Annotated in this window: 18 protein-coding genes; 10 read left to right on the top strand and 8 right to left on the bottom strand. The window is 69.3% G+C overall.

Annotated features, from left to right (window positions below; all coding sequences use genetic code 11):
• Positions 1-460 precede the first annotated feature (460 nt).
• Positions 461-1,330, top strand: a complete 870-nt coding sequence (locus ACWC21_RS40355; protein ID WP_450889690.1) for a calcium-binding protein — start codon at positions 461-463, stop codon at positions 1,328-1,330.
• A 552-nt stretch (positions 1,331-1,882) separates the two neighbouring features.
• On the opposite strand, the gene ACWC21_RS40350 is transcribed toward ACWC21_RS40355, so the two are convergent.
• Both ACWC21_RS40350 and ACWC21_RS40345 read right to left on the bottom strand, forming a co-directional pair.
• The gene (locus ACWC21_RS40350; protein WP_450889688.1) at positions 1,883-2,251 is read right to left on the bottom strand and encodes a PASTA domain-containing protein; all 369 of its coding nucleotides are present in this window, start codon (positions 2,249-2,251) and stop codon (positions 1,883-1,885) included.
• Positions 2,252-2,532: 281 nt separating this feature from the next.
• Positions 2,533-5,022, bottom strand: a complete 2,490-nt coding sequence (locus ACWC21_RS40345) for an ATP-binding SpoIIE family protein phosphatase (RefSeq protein ID WP_450889686.1) — start codon at positions 5,020-5,022, stop codon at positions 2,533-2,535.
• 774 nt (positions 5,023-5,796) lie between these two features.
• Between ACWC21_RS40345 and ACWC21_RS40340 the strand changes: the two genes are divergently transcribed.
• The 3 genes from ACWC21_RS40340 to ACWC21_RS40330 all read left to right on the top strand — a co-directional run bounded on the left by ACWC21_RS40340 (position 5,797) and on the right by ACWC21_RS40330 (position 8,129).
• Positions 5,797-6,426 (top strand): DUF4360 domain-containing protein, encoded by a 630-nt coding sequence (locus ACWC21_RS40340; RefSeq protein WP_450889685.1) that lies wholly within the window; start codon positions 5,797-5,799, stop codon positions 6,424-6,426.
• A 287-nt stretch (positions 6,427-6,713) separates the two neighbouring features.
• A complete protein-coding gene (locus tag ACWC21_RS40335; protein WP_450889683.1) occupies positions 6,714-7,277 on the top strand; it encodes a dihydrofolate reductase family protein in 564 nt (187 codons plus the stop codon).
• Between the two features lie 192 nt (positions 7,278-7,469).
• Positions 7,470-8,129: an aminoglycoside phosphotransferase family protein gene (locus tag ACWC21_RS40330; protein WP_450889697.1), complete on the top strand. Its 660-nt coding sequence runs from the start codon at positions 7,470-7,472 to the stop codon at positions 8,127-8,129.
• A gap of 429 nt (positions 8,130-8,558) precedes the next feature.
• Here the strand turns inward: ACWC21_RS40330 and ACWC21_RS40325 are convergent, their stop codons facing one another.
• From ACWC21_RS40325 to ACWC21_RS40315, 3 genes are all read right to left on the bottom strand, one after another.
• The gene (locus ACWC21_RS40325; RefSeq protein WP_450889681.1) at positions 8,559-9,839 is read right to left on the bottom strand and encodes an MFS transporter; all 1,281 of its coding nucleotides are present in this window, start codon (positions 9,837-9,839) and stop codon (positions 8,559-8,561) included.
• A 253-nt stretch (positions 9,840-10,092) separates the two neighbouring features.
• On the bottom strand, positions 10,093-10,263 hold the full coding sequence (locus ACWC21_RS40320) for a hypothetical protein (RefSeq protein WP_450889680.1): 171 nt from the start codon (positions 10,261-10,263) through the stop codon (positions 10,093-10,095).
• A 166-nt stretch (positions 10,264-10,429) separates the two neighbouring features.
• Positions 10,430-10,678 carry a hypothetical protein gene (locus ACWC21_RS40315; RefSeq protein WP_450889678.1) on the bottom strand — a complete coding sequence of 83 codons (249 nt, stop codon included), beginning with the start codon at positions 10,676-10,678 and terminating at the stop codon, positions 10,430-10,432.
• 616 nt (positions 10,679-11,294) lie between these two features.
• Between ACWC21_RS40315 and ACWC21_RS40310 the strand changes: the two genes are divergently transcribed.
• The 5 genes from ACWC21_RS40310 (at position 11,295) to ACWC21_RS40290 (ending at position 16,896) form a co-directional block, all read left to right on the top strand.
• Positions 11,295-12,383 (top strand): DUF6461 domain-containing protein, encoded by a 1,089-nt coding sequence (locus ACWC21_RS40310; protein WP_450889677.1) that lies wholly within the window; start codon positions 11,295-11,297, stop codon positions 12,381-12,383.
• 230 nt (positions 12,384-12,613) lie between these two features.
• Complete coding sequence (locus tag ACWC21_RS40305) at positions 12,614-14,635, top strand: LodA/GoxA family CTQ-dependent oxidase (protein ID WP_450889675.1); 2,022 nt, start codon at positions 12,614-12,616, stop codon at positions 14,633-14,635.
• Positions 14,632-15,798, top strand: a complete 1,167-nt coding sequence (locus tag ACWC21_RS40300; RefSeq protein ID WP_450889673.1) for an NAD(P)/FAD-dependent oxidoreductase — start codon at positions 14,632-14,634, stop codon at positions 15,796-15,798. The genes ACWC21_RS40305 and ACWC21_RS40300 overlap by 4 nt, the downstream gene beginning before the upstream one ends.
• A 701-nt stretch (positions 15,799-16,499) precedes the next feature.
• A complete protein-coding gene (locus ACWC21_RS40295; RefSeq protein WP_450889671.1) occupies positions 16,500-16,634 on the top strand; it encodes a hypothetical protein in 135 nt (44 codons plus the stop codon).
• Between the two features lie 73 nt (positions 16,635-16,707).
• The gene (locus ACWC21_RS40290) at positions 16,708-16,896 is read left to right on the top strand and encodes a DUF6207 family protein (RefSeq protein WP_450889669.1); all 189 of its coding nucleotides are present in this window, start codon (positions 16,708-16,710) and stop codon (positions 16,894-16,896) included.
• Between the two features lie 182 nt (positions 16,897-17,078).
• On the opposite strand, the gene ACWC21_RS40285 is transcribed toward ACWC21_RS40290, so the two are convergent.
• From ACWC21_RS40285 to ACWC21_RS40275, 3 genes are all read right to left on the bottom strand, one after another.
• Positions 17,079-17,423, bottom strand: coding sequence for an ATP-dependent DNA ligase (locus ACWC21_RS40285; RefSeq protein ID WP_450889668.1), 345 nt, complete (start codon positions 17,421-17,423; stop codon positions 17,079-17,081).
• A 100-nt stretch (positions 17,424-17,523) separates the two neighbouring features.
• Positions 17,524-18,411 carry a YceI family protein gene (locus ACWC21_RS40280; protein ID WP_450889666.1) on the bottom strand — a complete coding sequence of 296 codons (888 nt, stop codon included), beginning with the start codon at positions 18,409-18,411 and terminating at the stop codon, positions 17,524-17,526.
• A 310-nt stretch (positions 18,412-18,721) separates the two neighbouring features.
• A complete protein-coding gene (locus ACWC21_RS40275; protein ID WP_450889664.1) occupies positions 18,722-18,949 on the bottom strand; it encodes a hypothetical protein in 228 nt (75 codons plus the stop codon).
• Positions 18,950-19,012: 63 nt separating this feature from the next.
• Between ACWC21_RS40275 and ACWC21_RS40270 the strand changes: the two genes are divergently transcribed.
• Complete coding sequence (locus ACWC21_RS40270; RefSeq protein WP_450889662.1) at positions 19,013-20,308, top strand: relaxase domain-containing protein; 1,296 nt, start codon at positions 19,013-19,015, stop codon at positions 20,306-20,308.
• The last annotated feature ends 696 nt before the right edge of the window (positions 20,309-21,004 follow it).

The following is a 21,004-nucleotide window of genomic DNA, read 5'->3' as shown; positions in this document are numbered from 1 at the left end:
ACAACGGTCCTTCTCTCCGGTTCCCCACCGGAGGGCCACAAGGATGCAACCGCCATGGCACCGTGGGGTCAATGCGTCGCATGACTGTCGAGAGGTGCGGTTCCGGTCAGGCGAACCGGTCGACGTTCGGTCAGGGGCCCGCAGCGTTGTGGAGCCGAGGGCCAGGGCAGCGGCAACCGACACGCGGATCAACTGCCTCTCCGACTCGCTGAGCCGGGCGGCAAGCTCGCACGACTCGGCGCAGGGCCAGGCCGCTCGGTGAAGCGGTACCGGACCATCTTTTTCGTCCACTGTCCGACTCCTGGCGAATGGCTGGTTGCTTTCACGCCTCGGCCGGGGCAACGATCGGGCCGGTTCGGCAGTCGTAGGGAGTGACGCACATCGGTCTCCTGCTCACTCCGTCAACTGCCTGCGAGTCCGGTGTCGTTGCCAGTGAGGCCTGTCATCCCAGGGAGGATTCATGAGCCGCTTCGCCGCACCACCCGGCGACAGACAAAGCGGCGGGCGCGCCATCGCCCCGCCCATCTCAGCCGGACGCGCCGTACGGCGCAAACCCGTTGGCCGCGCTACGAGCCGCGGTGCCGTGGTGGGGGCCGTCGCCGTTTTGCTGGCGGCGGCCGGTACCTCGGCCGGTGCCGCGTCCGATCTCGTTTCCAGCGACCCGGTGGTCAGCGGTGCCACCGTCAACTCCGGACATGACGTCATCGTGGGTACAACGCGCAATGTGCAGTTCCCGGTCACGGTCACCGGATCGGATGACTCCGGTCTGTCTTTCGCCGATGTCGATCTGATGGGGCCGCACGGCGGTTTCTACACCACCGATGCGTCCTGCGAGACCGCGACGGCATGCACGACGGTGTTCACGGTCAACGCCCACCCGGCTCCGGGCGGCGACGACCCAGTGGACCTGGCCAACACCAACGCGGGAACGTGGTCGGTCGACGCCTTGGTCGACGCGAACGACGGCGATTCCGTTTTCGCCCCCGGCGTGGGGTCGTTCCGTCTCAAGCGTGCCGCGCGGCTCACGGTCGACGCCTCACCGGAGCCGGTGGCCAAGGGCGCTCGTATCACCATCACCGGCAAACTCGCGAGGGCCAACTGGGACACCTACCGGTATGCGGGATACGCGGGCCAAGCCGTGAAACTGCAGTTCCGCCCGAAGGACAGCAGCACCTACACCACGGTGGCGACGGTGAACACCAGCGGCACCGGCGCCCTTCTCACCACGGTCAAAGCAGTCAGGGACGGCTACTGGAGGTGGAGCTTCACCGGCACGAACACCACCGGCCCGGCCAAAGCCACCGGAGACTACGTCGATGTGCGCCCCTGATGGGAATCCGGCGCGTCCCGGCACGACCTGATCTCCCCAGTCCGGCCACAGAGCGGCCCGCTGCAGGCCGCTCCCGTCTCTCCGAAGGAGTTTCACCTTGATCCTTTCCTTCATGAGCAGCACACGGGGCGGCGGCGTGTTCGATGTTCATGAGTGAGGACAGCGGTCGTGGGCCGGCTTCCCCACGACCGCATTCACCGGTCGAACCTGGCTCGACGCGCATGCGCGTCGAGCCCATGACGATCGTCTCGCCGTCGTCAGGACCGACCACCGATACGGCGGGATCGGCCTGCGGTTTAGTGCTCTTCGTCGGTTCATGCTCCGAGTGCACCGCGAAGGCGCTGGTGAACACCCGGAATGAGACGTGGTGCATCTGCGGCTCCAGAGCGACGGCTCGATCTGCCTCGAGCCGAACAGCGAGACGTTGTTCACCGATTCCCACAGGGCCAACGGAGTAAAGATCTTCAGCAGCTCCACGTGCTGAATCCGCCCGCCCCCGGCAGGCGTGCCTGGTCGCGCTGCCGGGCGACGGGCAGGGTTGCGTGTGGACCGCTAGTGCGGTGGCAATAGACGTCCACCGGGTTGGCCGAGATCTGCTTCGGGAGCCGGTTCAGCAGCAAGTACGTTCAGTTCGGGCGGCGGACGGCGCGGTTCCCGATCCCCAGCCCCGTCGTCAGGCAGTTCCTTGAATTCGACCACCAGGGAGCCCCGGCGGCGCATCCGCGAGCCGGGGGCGGGGCGCTGGGCGGTGACCACCCAGACTCCTGGCCAGGTCAGCGCCCGGACCGGTGGCCCGTCCGGATCGTCAGCGGCGATGACCAAGCCCGCCGCCCATGCGACATCCCGTGCGTGGGTCACGATCAGCCCGACCAGGTCCGGGACCGTCACCTCGTCGGCGTTGCCAGGGCCCATCCATGTCATGTCACCCTCCGCGTCCAGCGTCTCCCTGATCTCTTACGGAGGGAAGACCTTGACCCACCCCGGCGAACGTATGCGGTCACTGGACGAGCGGCCCGGTCGAGCGGTCGTCGCAAGCGCGAATGCTGGATCGGCAACGCCGCCACAAATCTTCAGTCGAATACGCACGCCGTCCGGCCATGACCTGGACGTACCGCCGACCAGGGCGGCGCCCACGCGTGCAGCGCGGCCGGCCGGAGCACGCTTCTCCAGCAGCACCGTCTCATCGCCCACGCCGAACGGAGTCACTCGGGGGCGGGGAGGTCCTGTTCGGTCCAGATGCACTTGCCGTCATGGAGGTAGCGGGCGCCCCAGCGTTGGGAGAGGACCGCCACCAACTGGAGGCCGCGACCGCCCTCGTCGGTGTGCGTCGCGCGGCGGATGCGGGGCGTGGTCAGGCTGCCGTCGTAGACCTCGCAGACCAGCGAGCGACTGCGCAGCAGCCGCAGGCGGATGGGGCCCCGGCCATGCCGGATGACGTTGCCGACCAGCTCACTGACTATCAGCTCGGTGGTCATCACGCAGTCGTCCAATCCCCAGATGGCGAGCTGTTTGCGCACATACTCACGTGCCTGCCCGGCCGCACACGGATGTTCCGGCAGACTCCATGAGGCGATGTCCTCCGGGGCGGTCGCCCGTGTGTGGGCGATCAGAAGCGCCATGTCGTCGCTCGTCTGCTCGACGTCGGGCAGCAGGGCCGAGACGACGAGATCGCACAGGCGGTCCAGGCGCTGCTCCGCGGCATCGTCGCGGTGTCCGGCCGGTCCCGCCGGGAAGTACGTCGAACCGGCCACTGCGTCGGCCAGGGTCCGCTGGAGTTGGATCAAGCCGTGGTCGATGTCGCGTGTGGCGGATTCGACGAGGCCGTCGGTGTAGAAGACGAGGATGCTTTCCTCGGGCAGGTGCAGTTCATGGATCTTGAACGGGGGTTCGGCGGCGCCCAGTGGCGGGTCGGCCGCGACCTCGGGGCAACGCACCGTGCCATCAGGGTGAACGACGACCGGCGGGGGATGGCCGGCCAGGGAGAACGAGCAGGTACGGGTGACCGGGTCGAAGACGGCGTACAGGCATGTGACGTAGCAGTCCTCGCCGAGGTCGCTCGTCAGCTCGTTGAGGTGGTAAAGGAGTTCGTCAGGAGCCATTTCCAGGTCGGCCAGGGTACGCACGGCCGTACGCAGTCGCCCCATGGTGGCGGCTTCGGCGATGCCGTGTCCCATGACGTCGCCGATCACCATGGCGACGCGCTCGGCGGACAAGGGGATCACGTCGTACCAGTCGCCGCCCACCTTCTCGCTCCTGCTGGCGGGCAGGTACCGGGCTGCGGCGCGGACAGCGGGCAGACGGGGCAGAGTCCTGGGCAGCAGGCCACGCTGGAGCCCCTGCGCGCGTGCGTGCTCCACGTCGTACAGGCGTGCCCGCTCCAGGGCCTGTGCGAGCAGCCCGCTGAGAGCCAGGATCAGGTTTCGTTCCTCGTCACCGAAGGAATGCGGCCGGGTGAAGGATATGACGCAGCATCCGATGGGATGCCCCGAAGCGATCAGGGGTGCGAAGACCCATGCGTTCTTCGGCGACGCGTCTGCGAGGAACTGCGCCGTTGGGTAGAGCCGGAGATACTCGGCCTGGGTTTCGACGAACCGGGGTGTGCCCGTGCGGAGCACGTCGGCGACCGCGGGGCTGGCGGCCAGGGGGGAAAGCCGTGTGCCGACCACGTCGATGAAGCTCTGTGGATAACCGACGCAGCCGATCAGACGCAGCCGGTCGTTGTCGAGCCCCTGCACCAGCAGACCGTCGGCACCCAGTGCGGGCAGTACACGCTCCTCGACGACCCGTACCACGTCCGAGGCGGTGGCGGCTTTGGCCAGCGCGGCGGTGACCTCGCTCATCCGGACGGGTCGCTCGGCCGCACGTCCGTCACCGGTGTCGGCGGCCGTGTTTCCGAAGGTGTCCACCAGCGGTTCGGTGACGTCGACGAAGTGGATCGCCAGACCGCTGCCCCGCGACGCCGGTACCAGCCGAACCCGGCGGAGCCGCTGATCGCTCGGCGATCGGCAGAGGAAAGTGACCGGCTGACCCTCGGCTGCCACCCTCCTGCACCGGCCTTCCAGCCCGGGCAGGCGACCCGCAGGCCCTTTCCACACGATGCTGCCGACGAGTGGCGTGCTTCCGTCGCCGAGCAGGCCTTCGGCCTCTTCACTGGCGAAGGTGATCCGCCAGTCGTCGCCGACTGTCAGCAGGCCTTCCCGCGTGGTACGGAGGCCATCCAGCGGGCCGAGACTGGACGCGCCGAGACTGGACGCGCCCAGGGCGGACGCCTCGTGCGGCGCGTCGGTGCTGGGCGGTGTACCGCAGATGGTGGTCAGGCGCCCCGCGACCCATGCCGCGAGTGTCCGAAGGAGAGAACGCCGCGCCGAGTCCGGTTCGCCTGGCTCAGCCGTGAGGACGGACAGCGCCCCGATCGGTCCGTCGGCACCGGGCAGCGGCACCGCGGCTGTACCAAGAGCACCAGTGTCCGTGCCGTCCCCGGCAACCCAAACGTATGCATCGCTGCGCACCGCCCGCGCCGGTGCCGCTCGCTCGTCCAGTCCCAGATCCGCCCAGGCCGCGGCGCTCGGAGCCTCCAGCCCACAGACTGCGACCAGCCGCAACCGGCCGGCACTGCGCCAGTGCGCCAGCGCACCAAGACCGTCCATGCACGCCATGGCCTGCCGTAGGGCCAGCATCAGCGTCTGCGACATCGGCGGCTCTTCTTCGCCTCGTGCCCCCCGCGCGCCCGGCCTCGGCGGTGCCACAATTCCGGTGCCGCTGTGCTCGCCGTTCTCAGCGGGCATCTCGCCTCCTGCTCGCCGCGCGTCCGCGCTGCCTTCCGGACCCGTGGGTGCTGTGTCACATCACGGACGACCTGGCCGTGCCATGACGTAGTAAATAGTTTAATACGGACGCATAAAGTATATTCTTCCCTTTTGTGTAGATCTTCAATGGAACGGTTGCTCGGTATCCACGATGCGGCGACATCGCAGGACGGCCACAGTTGCACGAGAGGGCTGGACGGCTCGATCCCGCTGTCGGTGAGCAGATCCCGCACGAGGACCGGCCCGCGCCGAAGCAGTGCCCTCGGTTCTCCTCCGCGCCGACAAGGATCGCGTTGACGACCTGCAGCTGTCCGGTCCGCCGTCCTCCACGCCGCCACCCAGTCGGACGTGGAAGACCTTCTTCGCACGGCTTGACAGGACGGAGCAGCCTCGGGGCAGTCATAGCCGCGGAGGTTGTGCCGCACTCGTCTCTTCCGCAGGGGGCAGGCCCCCCCTATAGTGGGCGCGCTCCCACCCCGGGGGGTCGCCCACCGACCCGCGATGTTGACCGTACGACGACGTCGCGCGAAGCCGTACGGGCGGTTCCGCCGCCGTGCGCACCCCGGTGACCGAACCGGCTCCGGCCGAAGCGGGTGGGGGCGGCCGCTCCTCGTCATGCCTGTGGGACTCCGTCACCAGCCGTACTGCGAATGGAGAGTCATGTCTCGTCTTCTCGTCACCAGCGGAGCAGTGGCGGCGTTATGCGTCGGGCTGCTGTCGGTCCCATCGGGGTCGGCGGCCGCCGACGAGCCGGCCGCGGGGGCCCAGGTCGTCATCAAGACGATCAACGGCTCCGGATGTCCGGCGGGCACGGCCGGTGTCACGGTGTCCCCCGACAACTCAACGCTCACGGTGAAGTACGGCGCCTACACCGCCCAGGCCGGCGGCAGTGCCGTACCGGCCGACGCGCGGAAGAACTGCCAGCTCGTCCTGGACGTCAAGGCCCCGGCGTCCTATACCTATGCCCTCTTCGGGCTGGACCACCGCGGCCACGCCTCGCTGCCCGCGGGCGCGACCGCCACCGTCGAGTCCGACTACTACTTCCAGGGGACGACGGACGACGTCTTCCAGTCCCACCCGCTGACAGGGCCGTACCAGGACGACTGGGCCGTGTCCGACAGCGTGCCGGACAACCGGCTGGTCTGGGCACCGTGCGGCTCGCAGCGGTACCTCAACGTCAACACCTCCCTGCAGGTGAGCGCCGGCTCGGGGAACCGCCCCGGCGCGGTCACTATGGGTTCGACGGACGTTCCGGGCGCCTCCTACCGGCTCCTTTGGAAGCGGTGCTGACACCCGGGGCGACGTGAGGCTCGGCGCCAGGACCGCCCGGGGGCCGTGACCGGCCGGCGTCTCCGGCCGGTCGGCCCGCTCGGAGGCTCGCCGGGCACCGCCCGGAGGCGGCTCGGACCGTGGTGGTGTCCTGCCAGACACGGGGTCACGGGCATGACCCTGGGGCACGCGGTCGGCCTCGCGAACCTCGTCGCGACGAGGGCAGGGAGCACATGGAACTGCTCCATGACCAGTCATGCGGCATCCGGTGACCGTAGTGTCGAACCCGTCACCAAGGAGGACTCCTGATGCGCAGCGTGACCTATTCCATGAATGTCTCACTTGACGGCTACATCGCCGGGCCGGACGGCGGCTTCGACTGGACGGTGCCCGACGAGGAGGTCTTCCGCTTCGCCACGGACGAGGTGCGAGAGGCCGGCGTCCACCTGCTGGGGCGACGGCTGTACGAGACGATGCTGTACTGGGAGACCGCTGATCAGGATGCATCGCTGGGCTTCTCGACGCTCGAGTTTGCCGCGATCTGGAAACGGCTCCCCAAGGTCGTGTTCTCCACCACGCTGTCGGCGGTACAGGGCAATGCCCGGCTGGCCACCGGCGGCCTGGCGGAGGAGATCGAGCGGTTGCGAGCCGAGCCGGGGGAGGGGGCCATCGCGATCGGCGGCGCGACGCTCGCCGCCGAGGCGGCCGCGTTGGATCTGATCGACGAGTACCGGGCCAGGGTCCACCCGGTACTGGTTGGCGGTGGCGTTCCGTTCTTCCCCCAGCACGAGCGCCGGGTGGATCTCGAACTCGTCGAGACCCGCACCTTCAGCTCGAGAGTCGTCTACGTCCGCTATCGAGTGAAGCGCTAGCCCCGCTTCGCCGTGTTGGGCGATCGCGCCTGATGGTGGGCATGGCCCAGGGGACCCATGGACTGTGTCCCTGACCGGCGTGTGAGCCTGGGAGCACATTTTCGTGCCGAGTTCGCGGATCGGCCCGCATGGGGTCGATCCGGCGATAGCGTGATCGTCGTGACGGCTGAGGGCGAGGCGCTGGTCGGCGGGATGGCGAATGCGGGGGCGGTCTTCCGCCGGGGTGCGCTGGTTGAGCGCCCGGCGCCGAACCACGCGCGCGCCCTGCATGCCTATCTCCTCGCGCTGGAGGAGCACGGTTTCGCCGCGGCGCCGACCCCTGTCCGTCTCACCGCGGATGGCCGTGAGCAGCTGACCTTCATTCCGGGTGACGTGGCTGTGCCGCCGTTTCCGGACTGGGCGATGACGAAGGCTGCCCTCGAATCGGTGGGGGGTCTGCTGCGGCGCTTGCATGACACCGGCGCGGCCGTGGCGGTCGACGCCCGTGCCGAGTGGCCCCGGGACCTGGCCGACCCGGAGGGGGGAACCATGCTGTGCCACAACGACGTGTGCCCGGAAAACGTCGTCTTCCGCGACGGCCGTGCCGTTGCCCTGATCGATTTCGACTTGGCGGCCCCGGGCCGCCCCCTGTGGGACGTCGCCATGACCGCACGCTATTGGGTGCCCATACTCGATCCCGGATCCGCAGCCGACCTCGACTGTCGTGCCCACGGCCGGGGCCAGGAGGCCGATGAGCCATGCCGACGGCCGGTGTCCTGCGGAGGGGGCGTGGCCGGCACGGCTGCCGGTTGCTGTCCCTTTCATGCTTTCCAGACTCCAACGTTCATGTTGGGGATGCGTTTCCGGCTGTAGGTCGCCCACGACCCCAACTGCAACGTTGGTCTTAGACAAAGGGGGTTCGAAGTGTTCGCGAGGCGCTCGGCTACGGCGTTTCCGTAACGCCGTTCCGTGACGGCCGCCGCTGACGACAGGCCCGCACCCGGCAACGGTCCGAGCAGTACACCGCCGCCCTCGACCGCTCCACCCCCACCGTCCACGATCGCCCGCAAGCCGGACACTCCGCTTGCTCTCCCCGCTGCATCGCGGCCACCCTCTGCCGGGTCCGCTGCAGTCTCCGCCACTGCCGCAGGACAGCCAGCCTCCCGCGAGGCCCAACGAGACTGATCATCTCGGCACCGACGGTCACCAGCGTCATCAAGAGGCCACCGGGCCGGGACCGCAGCCCCTGAGCATTACTCTCCCACCCCGACAGAGCCGCATCACTGCAATCCGGCGAAACCGCTATGCGGAGGGACTATCCGTGACCGGGGATGGGGGCGCTTCCGTCGTGGGCACCGGAACATTCCCTGTGGAGATGCGTTCCTTCCGCCATGGCAGGAGTAGCGCGCTCGCCATACACAGCAGCCCAGCGATGAGCAGGGCGCCGCGGACCCCCACTGGGGCGGCGATGAGACCACCAGCGATCATGAAGGCGGCCTGGCACGTCTTGGAACCGACGGACCAGGATGTGGCGACGCGGGACATGAACGCGTCCGGTGTGGCCGCCATGCGAAACGTGGTGAACGACGGGTTGAAGACCCCGGCGGAGAAGAGCAGGCCGAAGTCGGCGGCCACGATGACGAACACGCCGAGGGCACCGGAGGGCGTCAGTGGCAGCAGGATCGTCCAGAGCGTGCGCGCAACACCGGACAGCAACAGAATGCGGCGCTGTCCAAATCGCCGGGTGAACAGTGGGGCCAAGCGTGAGCCCAGCACGCCGCCCAGGCACGGCAGCCCCAGGGCGAGTCCGTACTGCCACGGTGCCAGGCCGAGGTCATTCAGCATGAGGACGGCCATCAGCGGTGAAGTCGTCATGATGGATCCACCGAAGAGCAGCGCGTTGAAGAAGAGCGGCCGCAGTCCTGGGTGCCGGAGGAGGTACTGCCAGCCGGCAGCGATGTCGCGGCCCAGGTGAGAGGTGGCGGCGCGGGCCGGTGGCGAGGGTTCAGGCTGCCGGATGCGAGGGATACCCAGGGCCGATCCGAGGAAGGACAGCGCGTCGACCACCATCGTGGCGCCCGTGCCCAGCGCCCCGATGAGAAGCCCGCCCACGGGCGGGCCGGCGCTGACGCTGATCCAGTTGGTCGTCTCAAAAAGGCTGTTGGCACGAAGGCGGTGCTCGGGCAGGACAAGTGCCTTCAGATGCGCGCCACTCGCCGCGTCGAACGCGACAGACGCCGCCGTCTGGAGAACGCCTACGACGCACAGCTGGATGTAGGTGAGCCTGCCGAAAGCCATGGCGACCGGCACGCTCGCCAGCAGAACGCAGCGGGCCAGGTCGGCGGTGATCATGACCGGCCGCTTGTACTGGTGCTCGATACACACACCGAGCGGCAGAGCGATCACTCCACTGGCCACTGCAGACAACGCAGCGAGCAAAGAGACCTGGAACGCAGAGGAGTCCAGCACCAGGAGGGCAATCAACGGCAGTGCCCCCATGCCGACTGCACTGCCCGCTGCGCTGACCGCGTAGGCGCCCCACAACCGCCGGAAGTCCTGCCCGAGCGTGCTCCGCCGTACCAACCGAACCTCCCGAGGTGCGAAGGCGCTCAGCGTAGTGACTCGGACCAACCACCACCGCGTGATCAAGACAGCACCAGACGCATTGCAGAGCTGAGATCAGATTCAGGTACTTGACCAGGCGAATCACCCGCCGAAGCTCCCGCAGAAGCGGTCAGTCGACCTCCCGCGAAGCCCACGGGGATTGATAGTTTTCAAGGGCACGGTCGGTCCCTCGGCCCGGGCCTCTCCAAAGCCGTCATCTTGGACGAAATCTCTAGGTGCACAGCTCTGACATTGCGGCATCGGCGGTGATCGCATCGGCTACCTGTTCGACGGTATGTCCGTCGGTGTCGATGCGCAGATCACCGATCCCGGCATCTTCCAGGCTGGCGGCCGATGCCACCGCTTGGTCGGCGACGTGGAGCAGGCGCGTGACGGACTGCACCCGCAGCGGATCGCCTGGTTGGGCCCAACTGCCGCCTGTCCGCGGGACGTGATGCGTTGTGTCAGGTGCTGCCGTCCGGAGTGCAGTCGGCACGGCGTGAGCTCGGCCGTAGGCATCGCGTCGGAGTACGCATTGACCGTGGCCTCGTCCTCGAGGCCGGACATGATCAAGCCCTGTGCCCGGCCGCACGGTAAGTCCGCCACACGGCGGCCAGGTTGCGGACCTTGACCCGGTGGTTGGCGGGATCATCCGGAACCGGGCGGCAGAAGCCGAGCTGGTCGAGGTCGAGATACGCGGCGGTGGCACCAGCGCCCAGGACTCTTTGGCAGACCTCGAAGCCGACCGTCGACTTGCCGACGCCGTTCGCGCCGCAGCCACAGAACCGGAAGATCAGCGGAAGGCTCCGCCTGCGCATGGGCCGAGTTCCTGCCTGCGGCGGTGACCGACGACGGCTCGGGCGCGTCAGCTGACCGGCCAAGAGCCGAGGCCGGCCACCCACCGGTTCGCTCCCCGACACGCCGCGCCACCTCGTTCACCAGCAATTCGCTGGTGTCGACGCGGGCATCCGCGAAGGTGCTCGCGTCCAGGGCGTCGGCTTCCCGTAACACCTCGTCGACCAACTCGGCAGAATCTGCGCGACCGATGAACCGCTGCCGAAGCACCTCCCGGTCGGCACGCAGGCGGCAGACCGTCACCGCAGCCTGCGGAATCTGGTCGATGCGCACTCCGCAGGCGGGATCGACGACACCTGAAACGATGAGACACCGGGCGCCGGCCGCCCGGAAACCGGGCACCACCTCTCAACGTTGCGTGCCTTCATACGATGCCGCCCTGGATCCCCCACAGGCTCGGGGTAGCAGATCCCCAACTGGTCAATGTCAACGAAACCGCTCTCGATCCCGGCCCGTAGGAGGTGGGAGTACATCTCGCAGGCGACCGTGGTCCTACCGACTCCTGGCGGACCGCACAACACGGGCCGGTAGCCTGGCTCCACCGCTGAAGGCTGCTCATTTCGAGGAGGTGCTGTGGCAGTGGACGGTGTTCGGTGGCTCGCGGCTGAGGACCACTTCCCACTCGGCTACTGGGTGCTGTTCGCCCGCAGCCTGGAGCCGGCCGAGCTGGTGCGGCGCCTGGCGCCGGTCACGCCGGTGGCCGCGGCGGTGACTCGGGAGGACGTGGACGAAGTCGAGGACGCGGCCGACGGTGTCGTGGTGCGGGCCGGTGCCAGCGCGGGCTGGGCGTTCGGGATCGTCGAGGGTGGTCCCATCGGCCGCGCGCCGGACCAGGCGCTCGGTACGCTGTCGGCCGGCACGTCAGCCGTCGAGCTCTGGCGGACGGTCAACGCCGACACAGGTTTCGCCCTCGCCGAAGACGGGCGGACCGTGTGCCGTTTCGAGCCAGGCAGCGAGCACGAGCGCTCGGGGGCCGCTCCCGACCGGCTGCTGCCCGCCCTGCGCGGTGCCGGACTCGTCCTGCCCGACGGTTCGACGCCCTTCGAGCACGGCGAAGACCTACCGGACGCCCTGCTGCGCGTACTGGCGATGGCCGAATCGGAATTCGGCCTGGACCTGCCTCAGCGCACGGTGCTTGAGGACGCGCTGACCGCCGGGGTGCTGGACACGAGGCCGGCCTGGCCTCGTGCAAGGCCTCACCGACGAGATCAGCCCCGCTCAGGCGCCCATGTCAGCGCTGAGCTGGGGCAAGCCCTCTGGATCACTCCCGCGGACCACACCGGCCCCGGACGGGTGACGGACTGGCGCCGGGTGGAGCCCTGCCCCGGAGCCTTCCCGCACCTCACCCGCGGTTGTTGTTGCGGGACGTCACGGGTGAGCTCAGACTTGTCGCGGAGGACGACTCTCCGGTACGGGCGCGTCGCCGTACCGTGCCGCCGGGCCGGGGTGCAGGGTGATCCGGCCGGACGGCGGGTGGTGGGCGGCCAGAGCGGTATGCGTGGGCCTTCGCCCTGGCGCGCGAGGGCGTTCTCCTCGGCCAGGTGCACCTCCATGGCCGAGGTCACGGCGGCCGGAAGACCGAGGCGGGTCTTGGCGAGGACGCCGTCGATGACGCGGGGCGGTACGGCATTTCGTGCGCACCGGGTCCTCACGGGCGCGGTGAGCTGATCGAGGCCGCGTCCGGTGAGTTCCGCCGGCGATCTCCTCAGGCGGGCCGGCAGCCGTACCGTGGCCACATACCTCCAACCGCGACGAACTCGCTTGTGTGCGGCAGCAGTTGGTAGGAGGTCAGTGATGATCGGCCGTCGATCAGCTTCGTCGGGGTGTGACCCCCGGGCGGAATTGCACGTCTTACGTTCGAGACCGCATCCCGACGGCCCCCAACGGAAGGTTCTTCGATGGACAGTCAGATCGTGAAGGTGAAGATTCATCCCGCCATCGGTGTCGCCCGGGTCGGCAACAGTATCGAAGCACCCTTCATCGGCCCGGAATCACCGGACCAGAAACCAGCGGACCCCGGCTCCTACAAGGACGGTTCCGGGGCGCTCCGCAGGCAGGCCGCACGGTTCCGTGTGTATGGCTACAACGCCGCGGGGGAGGTGGTGAGGGAGCTGAAGCCGGGCACCGAGGGTGTCTCCGAGATCCAGTGGACGGTGCATCTGGCCAACAAGAAGGCCGCCTGGTACCAGTTCCATCTGGCGCTGGACATACCCGAGGGCAATACGCTCGCGGCAGAGCAATACGCTCTGCGCAACGCCGACGTCGTGGGCGCCGAGAGGAAGAAGCTGGTCAACGACCCCGGAAGCCGCACCGTCCGCGGCTCGAAGACCGAGACGCAGAAGTTCGACACCGGCAAGATCATGGGCAAGGCGGTGTACCTCGGCGAGATCTCCACCCGTTCCGACGGCCGCTTGCTGGTGCTCGGTGGCCGGGGAAACTCCGCCTCCTACACGAACCAGCCGATCACCGGGGTCGCCAACAACAACACCTGGTACGACGACGTGTCCGACGGCCCGGTGACGGCGACGGTCCGTATCGACGGCAAGGATCTGACCGCCGCCCCGGCCTGGGTCGTGGTCGGGCCTCCGCACTACGCCCCCGGCGTGAAGTCCATACGTACCCTCCACGACCTGCTCTTCGACGTCTTCGTCCAGGCCGGTTCGCTGACCCGCCCGCAGCAGATCTCGTTCACCGATCACATCGAGCCGATCCTCCGACGGTTCTGCGATCTGCAGTGGGTCAACCAGGGATTCGCGGCACAGTTCGGCTGGAACGGCCCCCACTTCTTCCTCTCGCCTGCCATGCGTCAGAGGCTCGCCGATCCGTCCGACCGGAACCGGGAACTGCGCCGCCAGACGTACGCCGCCCTGCGCGACTACGACCGGGACGGAAAGTCCCCGCTGCCGTGGCCGTGGATCTACGGCGACGCCATGGCCAGCACGCCCAAGTCCGTGCGTCAGCACCTGGTGCTGTCCCCGACCCAGGACTGGATGCTGCAGCGCTGGGCGGACGGGGCTTTCCTGGCCGGACCCCTGCGACAGCCGCGCCCCACGGTCGACGACGCCCCTGTCGGCGAGCAGCCGGGGCTGCTGGACCGGGCGGCCCTGGAGAACTGCGCCGCCGACGCGTTCCACCCGGGGTGCGAGGTCACCTGGCCGATCAGGCACCCGACCATGTTCAGTGAACCCTTCCGCATCCTGCACCGCGCCACCGGCACCGCGGAACCCGACTACGGACCCACCCTCACCCCGCAGGAGGCGGTCGCCGCCAACGGCCCCCTGCACGCACAGGGACCCGGAGATCTCACTCGCTGGATGGCCGCCCCCTGGCAGGCGGACACCGCGAGCTGCCGATCCGGCTATGAGGTGCTGGCCAACCTGGGGCCCCGGTACAGCCCTTACCTGCCGACCTTCTGGCCTGCCCAGGTACCCAACCATGTCCTGAAGCTGGAGGACTTCGAGAAGGTCAACACGCCGTCGACCGGGAGCGACGACAGCGCCCGGGAAGAGGCGTTCGAGCGGCGGGCGACCTGGCTGCGCGGCCTCAACGGCACCATGAACCAGCAGCGCACACAAATGATCAAGGACTGGTCCAAGCTCGGCATCGTCGAGGTGCGCGACTACACAGTGGGCGACGGGAAGTTCCCGGAACGGATCCTGGTGGAGTCGCGCCCGGGAAAACCGCTCGACCAGGCACCGGACACGGCGAACCTCGTCAACCTGCACATGCCCGAGGCGGGTCCGCACGTGTTGTCCGCGGCGGCGGGCATCCGGCCCGAGGGAAGGCTTTCCCCCGAAACCGCCGAGGCCGCCTCCGCGGCACGGGTGATCGGCGAGGCCGCCCGGGCGACCGGCTACCGCGAGGAGGAGATCACCGCCGGATATCTCGAGATACTCGACCCCTTCCGCGACGCGCGGTGAGCGCCGCACTCGCTCCCGGCACGGACACCTACGACGTCGTGGTGGCGGGCGGCGGCCCGGCCGGCTGCGCCGCCGCACTCGTGCTCGCCCGTGCCGGCCGTACGGTGCTGCTGGCGGACGCCGGCACCGGGCCGCCCAAGGTCGGCGAGACGCTCGTGCCCGCCGGGCGGGTTCTGCTCGGCGACCTCGGCGTCGCCGACCGTGTTCTCGACTCCGGGCATCTGCCCTGCTACGGCAGCCTCTCGGCGTGGGGTTCGGCCGACCTGCACGCCGTGGACTTCATCAACGACCCGCACGGCCATGGCTGGCACCTCGACCGGCGGTTGTTCGACCGGCGTCTGCGCGACGCCTCGCGCGCGGCGGGGGCCGAGGTCGCCGAGGGCTCGGCCGTACGGGACACCGCGCGGACGCCGGACGGCGGCTGGACCCTGCTCCTGCGCGGCGGTACCGGCCCTCCCGGTACCCGGTCCGGTGGCGAGCGTACGGTGCGCTGCCGCTGGGTGATCGACGCCACCGGCCGCGCCGCCGCGATCGCCGTCCGCTGCGGGGCCCGGCGACGGGTCGGGGACCGGCTCACAGCTCTGTACATGCTCCTGGAGGCGGACCCGCTGGACACCGACCGCCGTTCCCTCGTCGAGTCCGACGAGGACGGCTGGTGGTACACCGCCCCGCAGCCCTCCGGCGGGCGACTGGTCGCCTACTTCACCGACGCCGACCTGCCCGCCGCCTCCCACACCGCACGCCACTTCCGCCGACGGATGACGGCCACCCGCTACGTCTCCCGATGGATCCACCGGGACGGACCCCCGCCCACATCACCTGCCGGGCCCCGCCGCGCCGCCGCGCACACAGCGCACCTGGACACGGTGTGCGGAGACGGCTGGACCGCCGCCGGGGACGCGGCGGTCGCGTTCGACCCGCTCTCCTCCCAGGGCGTGCTGACCGCTCTCTACACCGGGCTGGGCGCGGGACTGGCCGTCGACACTCGCCTGGGGCGCGCCCCCTACGGCGAGGACTCCGCCCTCGCCGCATACGCGGACAAGGTCGCGGCCGCACGGAGCGCGTATCTGCGCGGCCACCGTGTCATCCACGCCCAGGAGGCCCGCTGGACCGACCGCTCCTTCTGGGCGCGGCGCCTGGCCGACCTCCCCGACTCGTCCTGACGACCGCAGGAAGGGCCCAGCACGTCATGAACACGCAACGGCCCCGAATCGTCGCCGAGACCGGCTGAACCGTGCCGCAGCGAAGGCACTCGGCTGGACGGGGCCTTCCGGCCGACGCCGACCGAGCGCGGCACCCCGGGTGTCGTCGGGATGCCGCGCTCGGTCGCCTGCGTGCCGCCCAGGGCGGCGGTCGGCCCACCAGCCGTCCTTCCTTCGCCTCGCGGCGTCGCGCCGTCCTGGGCGGTACTCGCCTCGCGTGCGAAGGTGCCTACGAGCAAGGGGATCGAGGGATTGGCGCGGTTGACCCAGTCGCCCCATTCGTTCGCCATCTGGTCGGCCGCCATCTCGCCCACGTGGGCCTGCCGGTCGGAGAAATCCGGCGACGAGGCAGCCGGTGCCGATACAGATGGCTCGCGAGTCATCGGGCAGGACGCACTCCGCCCGCTCGCGGTCTGTGTCAGGGCCTGCTCCGGGACCGTGATGTGGTCGGTGCTCGCGCCGGCGTTGCCCGGCCGCAACATCTCGTCCAGAGCCTCGCCGGCGTTGTCCGGAAATGACAGCAGCGGCTGACAGCCGAAACCACGCTGGTTGCCGCCGCCTGCTCCTTCTCGGAGCGGCGGGTGACCAGGGTGGCGTCGATGCATATCTGGTCCGCGGTAGCAATACGAGCACGCAAAGGATCCCTCTTTGAAGCTGTGCAAGTGCAGCGGGAGCCGATCGGCGACGGTGTCTCCCTCCTCACGGAGCTCGGGCAGTTCGGCCCCGGAGGCCGGGCGCTGTACGACCCGCGCCCCGGCGATCCGGCCCGCTGGGACTGGGGCGGCGACAGCCCCTGACCGCCCGCCACTCGGTCGGGTGAAGACACCACGGCGAGGGAACCTGCCCCAGGCGCCGGGCGTAGTGCCGTACATGGACCCGATCAACGAGGTGCACATGAGTGAGCCGGGCCTGGTCGTCGTCGACGTCGCGGCCGCCGACGACGCCACCGCTCTGGCCTTCCAGCATCTGCTCGCCGACCGGTGGTCGACAGCGGCAGCGGAGCACACGACCCGGTACGCGGGCGAGCCGAGCCCGGCGTACGGCTGCGCTGCTACCTGAATCTGCGTCAGCCCACCGCCCCCGCGCCGGCCGACGCCGTGCCAGAGGTCAGCGCAGCCGCGTCACGGTGACGACCGCGTGCCGGGGCGTGTTCGCCACGACCTCTACCACGGCGTCGTCCCCGGTTAGGAGTCGTCGACCTTCGTGAAAGCCCGCTCGGCCTGGGGGAACTATGTGCGGGGCTACGACCGAGGACAGGGCCGTGGCCAGCCGCTGGGACAGCGCCCCCGTCCATCAGGCAGTCGTACGGCGAGTGCATTCGGGTGCCGGGCGGTGCCGGTGAAGCCGACCACGGCCGCGTCGACGGTGTCCGCGTGCCTGATCTTCGCCCACACCCGGCCCGCCTTATAGGCCCCTCGCAGCGGCTTCGCCACGACCCCCTCCACGCCTGTTCCTTGGAGCGCCGCATACCAGAGCAGGGCTTCGTCCAGGTCGGTGGTCGACCACACCGGCACAATCGACGCACCGGCGTTGGCGAGCATGTCCAGGAGCACCTGGCGGCGCTCCACGTACGGACGCGGGCGCAAGTCAGGGAAGCCGCAGGATGGGCCAGGACTCGCACGCCACGTACGTCGCGGGATGCCGGTCTGCGAGTTCCCGGGCACGGCGCGGCCTGGACGCAGGCGCTTACTTGAATTCCAGCTCGGTGCCCTTGGGGACGATCTGGATGTCCAGGTCGACCTTGATGTTCGAGCCGACCACGGCGATGTTGCGCGCCAGCATGGTCTGCCAGTTGATGTCGTAGTCCTCGCGGTGCAGTTCGGTCGTGGCGTGGATGGCGGCGCGGGTCTCGCCCTCCATGCCCACCCGCACGCCGTTGTACTGCGCGTCGAGGGCCACCGTGCGGGTCACTCCGTGGAGGGTGAGACCGCCCGTGATCACCCAGTTCTGGCCGCCGCGGTGCACGAAGCGGTCGCTGTAGAACTCCAGGGTCGGGAAGTTCTCCACATCGAGGAAGTCCCCAGACCGCAGGTGGTTGTCACGCATCTTGACGTTGGTGTCGATCGATGCCGCGTCGATGACGACGTGCATCGCGGTGTGCTCCATGGTGCTGCCGACCCTGATGGCCCCGGCAAAGTTGCCGAAGCCGCCGTACACGCGGCCGAGACCGATGTGGCGGGCGGTGAAGCCTATTCGGGTGTGCGCGGCCTCGATCTCCCACTCGCCCGGTTCGGGCAGGGGCAGCGTGGGCGCGACATGCAGGGTGAGGTCGCCGAGCGCGACGGGAGCACCCCCCTCTCGCACTGACACGTGTCCCAGGTGCGCGGCGAAGCCGTCCGCCGAGACCGACATGCGGTACTCGCCGATGGGGACCACGACGACGCCCCAGCCGTACGGGTCCGTTTCCCCTGCGACGACCTTGCGCCCCTGGCTGTCGTTCAGCGTGTACTGCGCCTGCGCCAGGGGCTCACCGACCGGGTCGATGACGCGGAAGCTGAGGAGGCCCGCACTCTGCGGCACCGACAGGCCGGCGAGCGCGCCCTTCTTCTGGTTCGCTATTTTTCGTCTGCCCAACAAGTGCCTGATCAATTTTCGTGTGTCCCTGTACGAACGTTTGTACGAGCGGTGGCGCGCCCCGCTCCTGTCAAAACTGCTGGACGGAAAAGGCAATCGGCCGACACCCTGCGCAGCCCGCCGCCAGCATAGACCGATATGAGCAAGTAACTTCGCACAGGCAATCGAGCACCCACCCCGTGCTTCAGTGGGGTCGAGGCCGTCCGACCCCTGCGACCAGGGACGACGCCCGGCTGCACGGGCACGCTGCGGTCTCGTCGGCGCGCGCCTTTGCTCACACAATCTCCGGGCGATGTTCACTCACGTCGCCTCAGCTGCACTGTACGGACACAGCGTCCACGGCGTGGTGGGCGCCCGTGGAACGGGCCTGGTTCCAGTCGACCTCGGGGTACGCGGCGGGCAGGGCGTCGATGGACGCTGTGGTGAACAGCGGGACCATCACAGCTCCGGCCCGCGACGTGTCGAAGCGCACCTCGCGTCGTTCCGCCGGCCTTATCCACAGCAGGTCCCGCATGTAGTCGAAGACGACCCTCCTCACGCCCAGTCGGGCGGTCGCCGGGGTGTGACAGCCAGCATTCGTCACAGTCTTCCGAGGGGGGTGATGGTGGTGGCTGGGGGGAGGGGGGAGCTTGCGCTGTCGCAGGGCGGCGGCGATTTGCGGTCATCGGTCGGCCCGTTCGCGGCATCCCTGCGGGTTCTGTTCGGCGCGTTTGTCCAGGAGACGAGCGCGGCCGTCTTCGATGGTGCGGTCTTCGGTGAGGACTTTGCTGAAGGTCTTCATGACGGCGTCGGGGCCGGTGAGGCTGGCGGGCGCGGAGGAGATGCGGAGGTCTGCGAGACGCTGGGGCTGGCGACCGAGCCTCGCACCGTCACCCCGGGGCTCCGGCCAGTGATGGGGATCGCCGGGGTGTCGCACGAGCTAATCCGCTGGACCGCCCGGCGCAGCGACCAGATCGCCGCCTGCCTGACCGGGCTGGAGCACGAGTACGTCACCGCCGTCGACGACGACGGCGAGCCGAAGTTCCTGCCCGTGGTCTCCGAGCGGGCCCGGGCCAAGCTGAACCAGATCGCCGCCCGCAAGACCCGCCCGCCCAAGCAGAGGACCCGACCGCTCGCGCAACTGCGCGCGTGGTGGAAGACGAGCGCGATCCTGACCTCCGGGGTGCCCGCCGACATCGTCAACTCCCTCCTCGAGTACGTCCGCGCCGCGGCTGCCCCGATCCGGGCCCGGGTCGCCACCGTGGTCGACGTCACCCTGGCGGCCATCGACGTCACCGCAACGGTGTTCCCGATGAGCGACGGTGGCCGCTTCCACCGCCGGCACCTGCTCGCCGAAGTCCGCCGTCACCTCGCCCTCGTCCTGCGCGGCCGCCGCCGCGACCCCGACCTGGACGACCAGATCGTGGCCGCTGCCATCTCCACCCACTGCTTGGACATCAGCGAACCGAAGACCGTACGAGGCCTGGAGCCCGGCTACCGCCTCTACACCGCCCGGTGGGCCCTGGCCGACCTCCCCGCCCGGCACCGCCCAGCCACCGCCGCGCCCGGCCCGGACCGGCAACCCCCGGCCGACCCCGGCGGGGCGTTTTGTGGTGCGTCCAGCAGCACACCCCGGTGGTGGGTGGACGCAGTGGTGAGCGGTGTTGGTGGACGGCAGCGTCGCCGCGGAAGCGTCGGCGCGCTGAAGAAGACACCGACGACAGCGACAGCTATGACAGAGGCAGCAAGGCGAGTACGCAAAGGACCCCTCTGTGAAGCTGAGCAAGTGCAGCGGGAGCCTATAGCGCTCTCACCTTCCTCCTCGCCTGACCTTTGGACCTCATTACCTGGGGTTCGGGCCGATACGCCCGTTCGGACATCCGTCAGAGAACCGCGGTGCCCTCCGAAGTTCCAGTAAGCGCATTGGGAACAGGACCACACCGTGCCGGAGCAGAAGGCCGATGGCACCTGGCCTTCGCGTTTCCGCAGCTGACGCGACCGGACCGGCTGTCAGTGCTAGCGACCGGGCTGAAGGGACGCATCAGGATGACAGGCAGCTGCTACGCCGCCGGGTCCATGGAGCCGGCTGCGGCCCACCGGGGCCGCAGCCCGGTCGGAGCTGCGCCGAACCGGTCGGCGGCCCGCTGGACGGCCTGCTGCTCGGCATCACCGGATGGACGCCGGACGGGCTCGACACCTAACGTCGCGCTGCCCACCGGACTGAGGCAGTTCGGCCCGCGGCAGCCGGGTCATGCACGTCCCGAGCCCCGACGGTCCGACCCGCACCACGGCGACGGTGATCGCAGCCGGCCACAGCAAGCGTGAGTCCTCCGGACGACGGTCCGGAGGACTCCGCGAGGCTCGCTTCCGAACCCCGACGCTGCCCGACCCCATGCTCACCTCGGCCGTACCGGGCCCCGGCCTGCCCCCGAGGTCGGCTGCCGAAAGGGGGTGTGTCAATTTAACGGCTGATCTTGGTTGTTGAGTGGTCAGTTGTTGCTCGGGGTCAGGCGGCCCTCGAAGGCGATCTGGAATGCGTTGAGGGGTGCTTTCCAGCGCATGGTCCACCGCTTGCGGCCCTTCCCGGTCGGGTCCAGGCTCATCAGCGCCATGT

The organism is Streptomyces sp. NPDC001348 (assembly GCF_053597535.1).
Note: the sequence above shows the minus strand (reverse complement) of the source record. Positions and strands in the feature narration are given on the sequence as shown.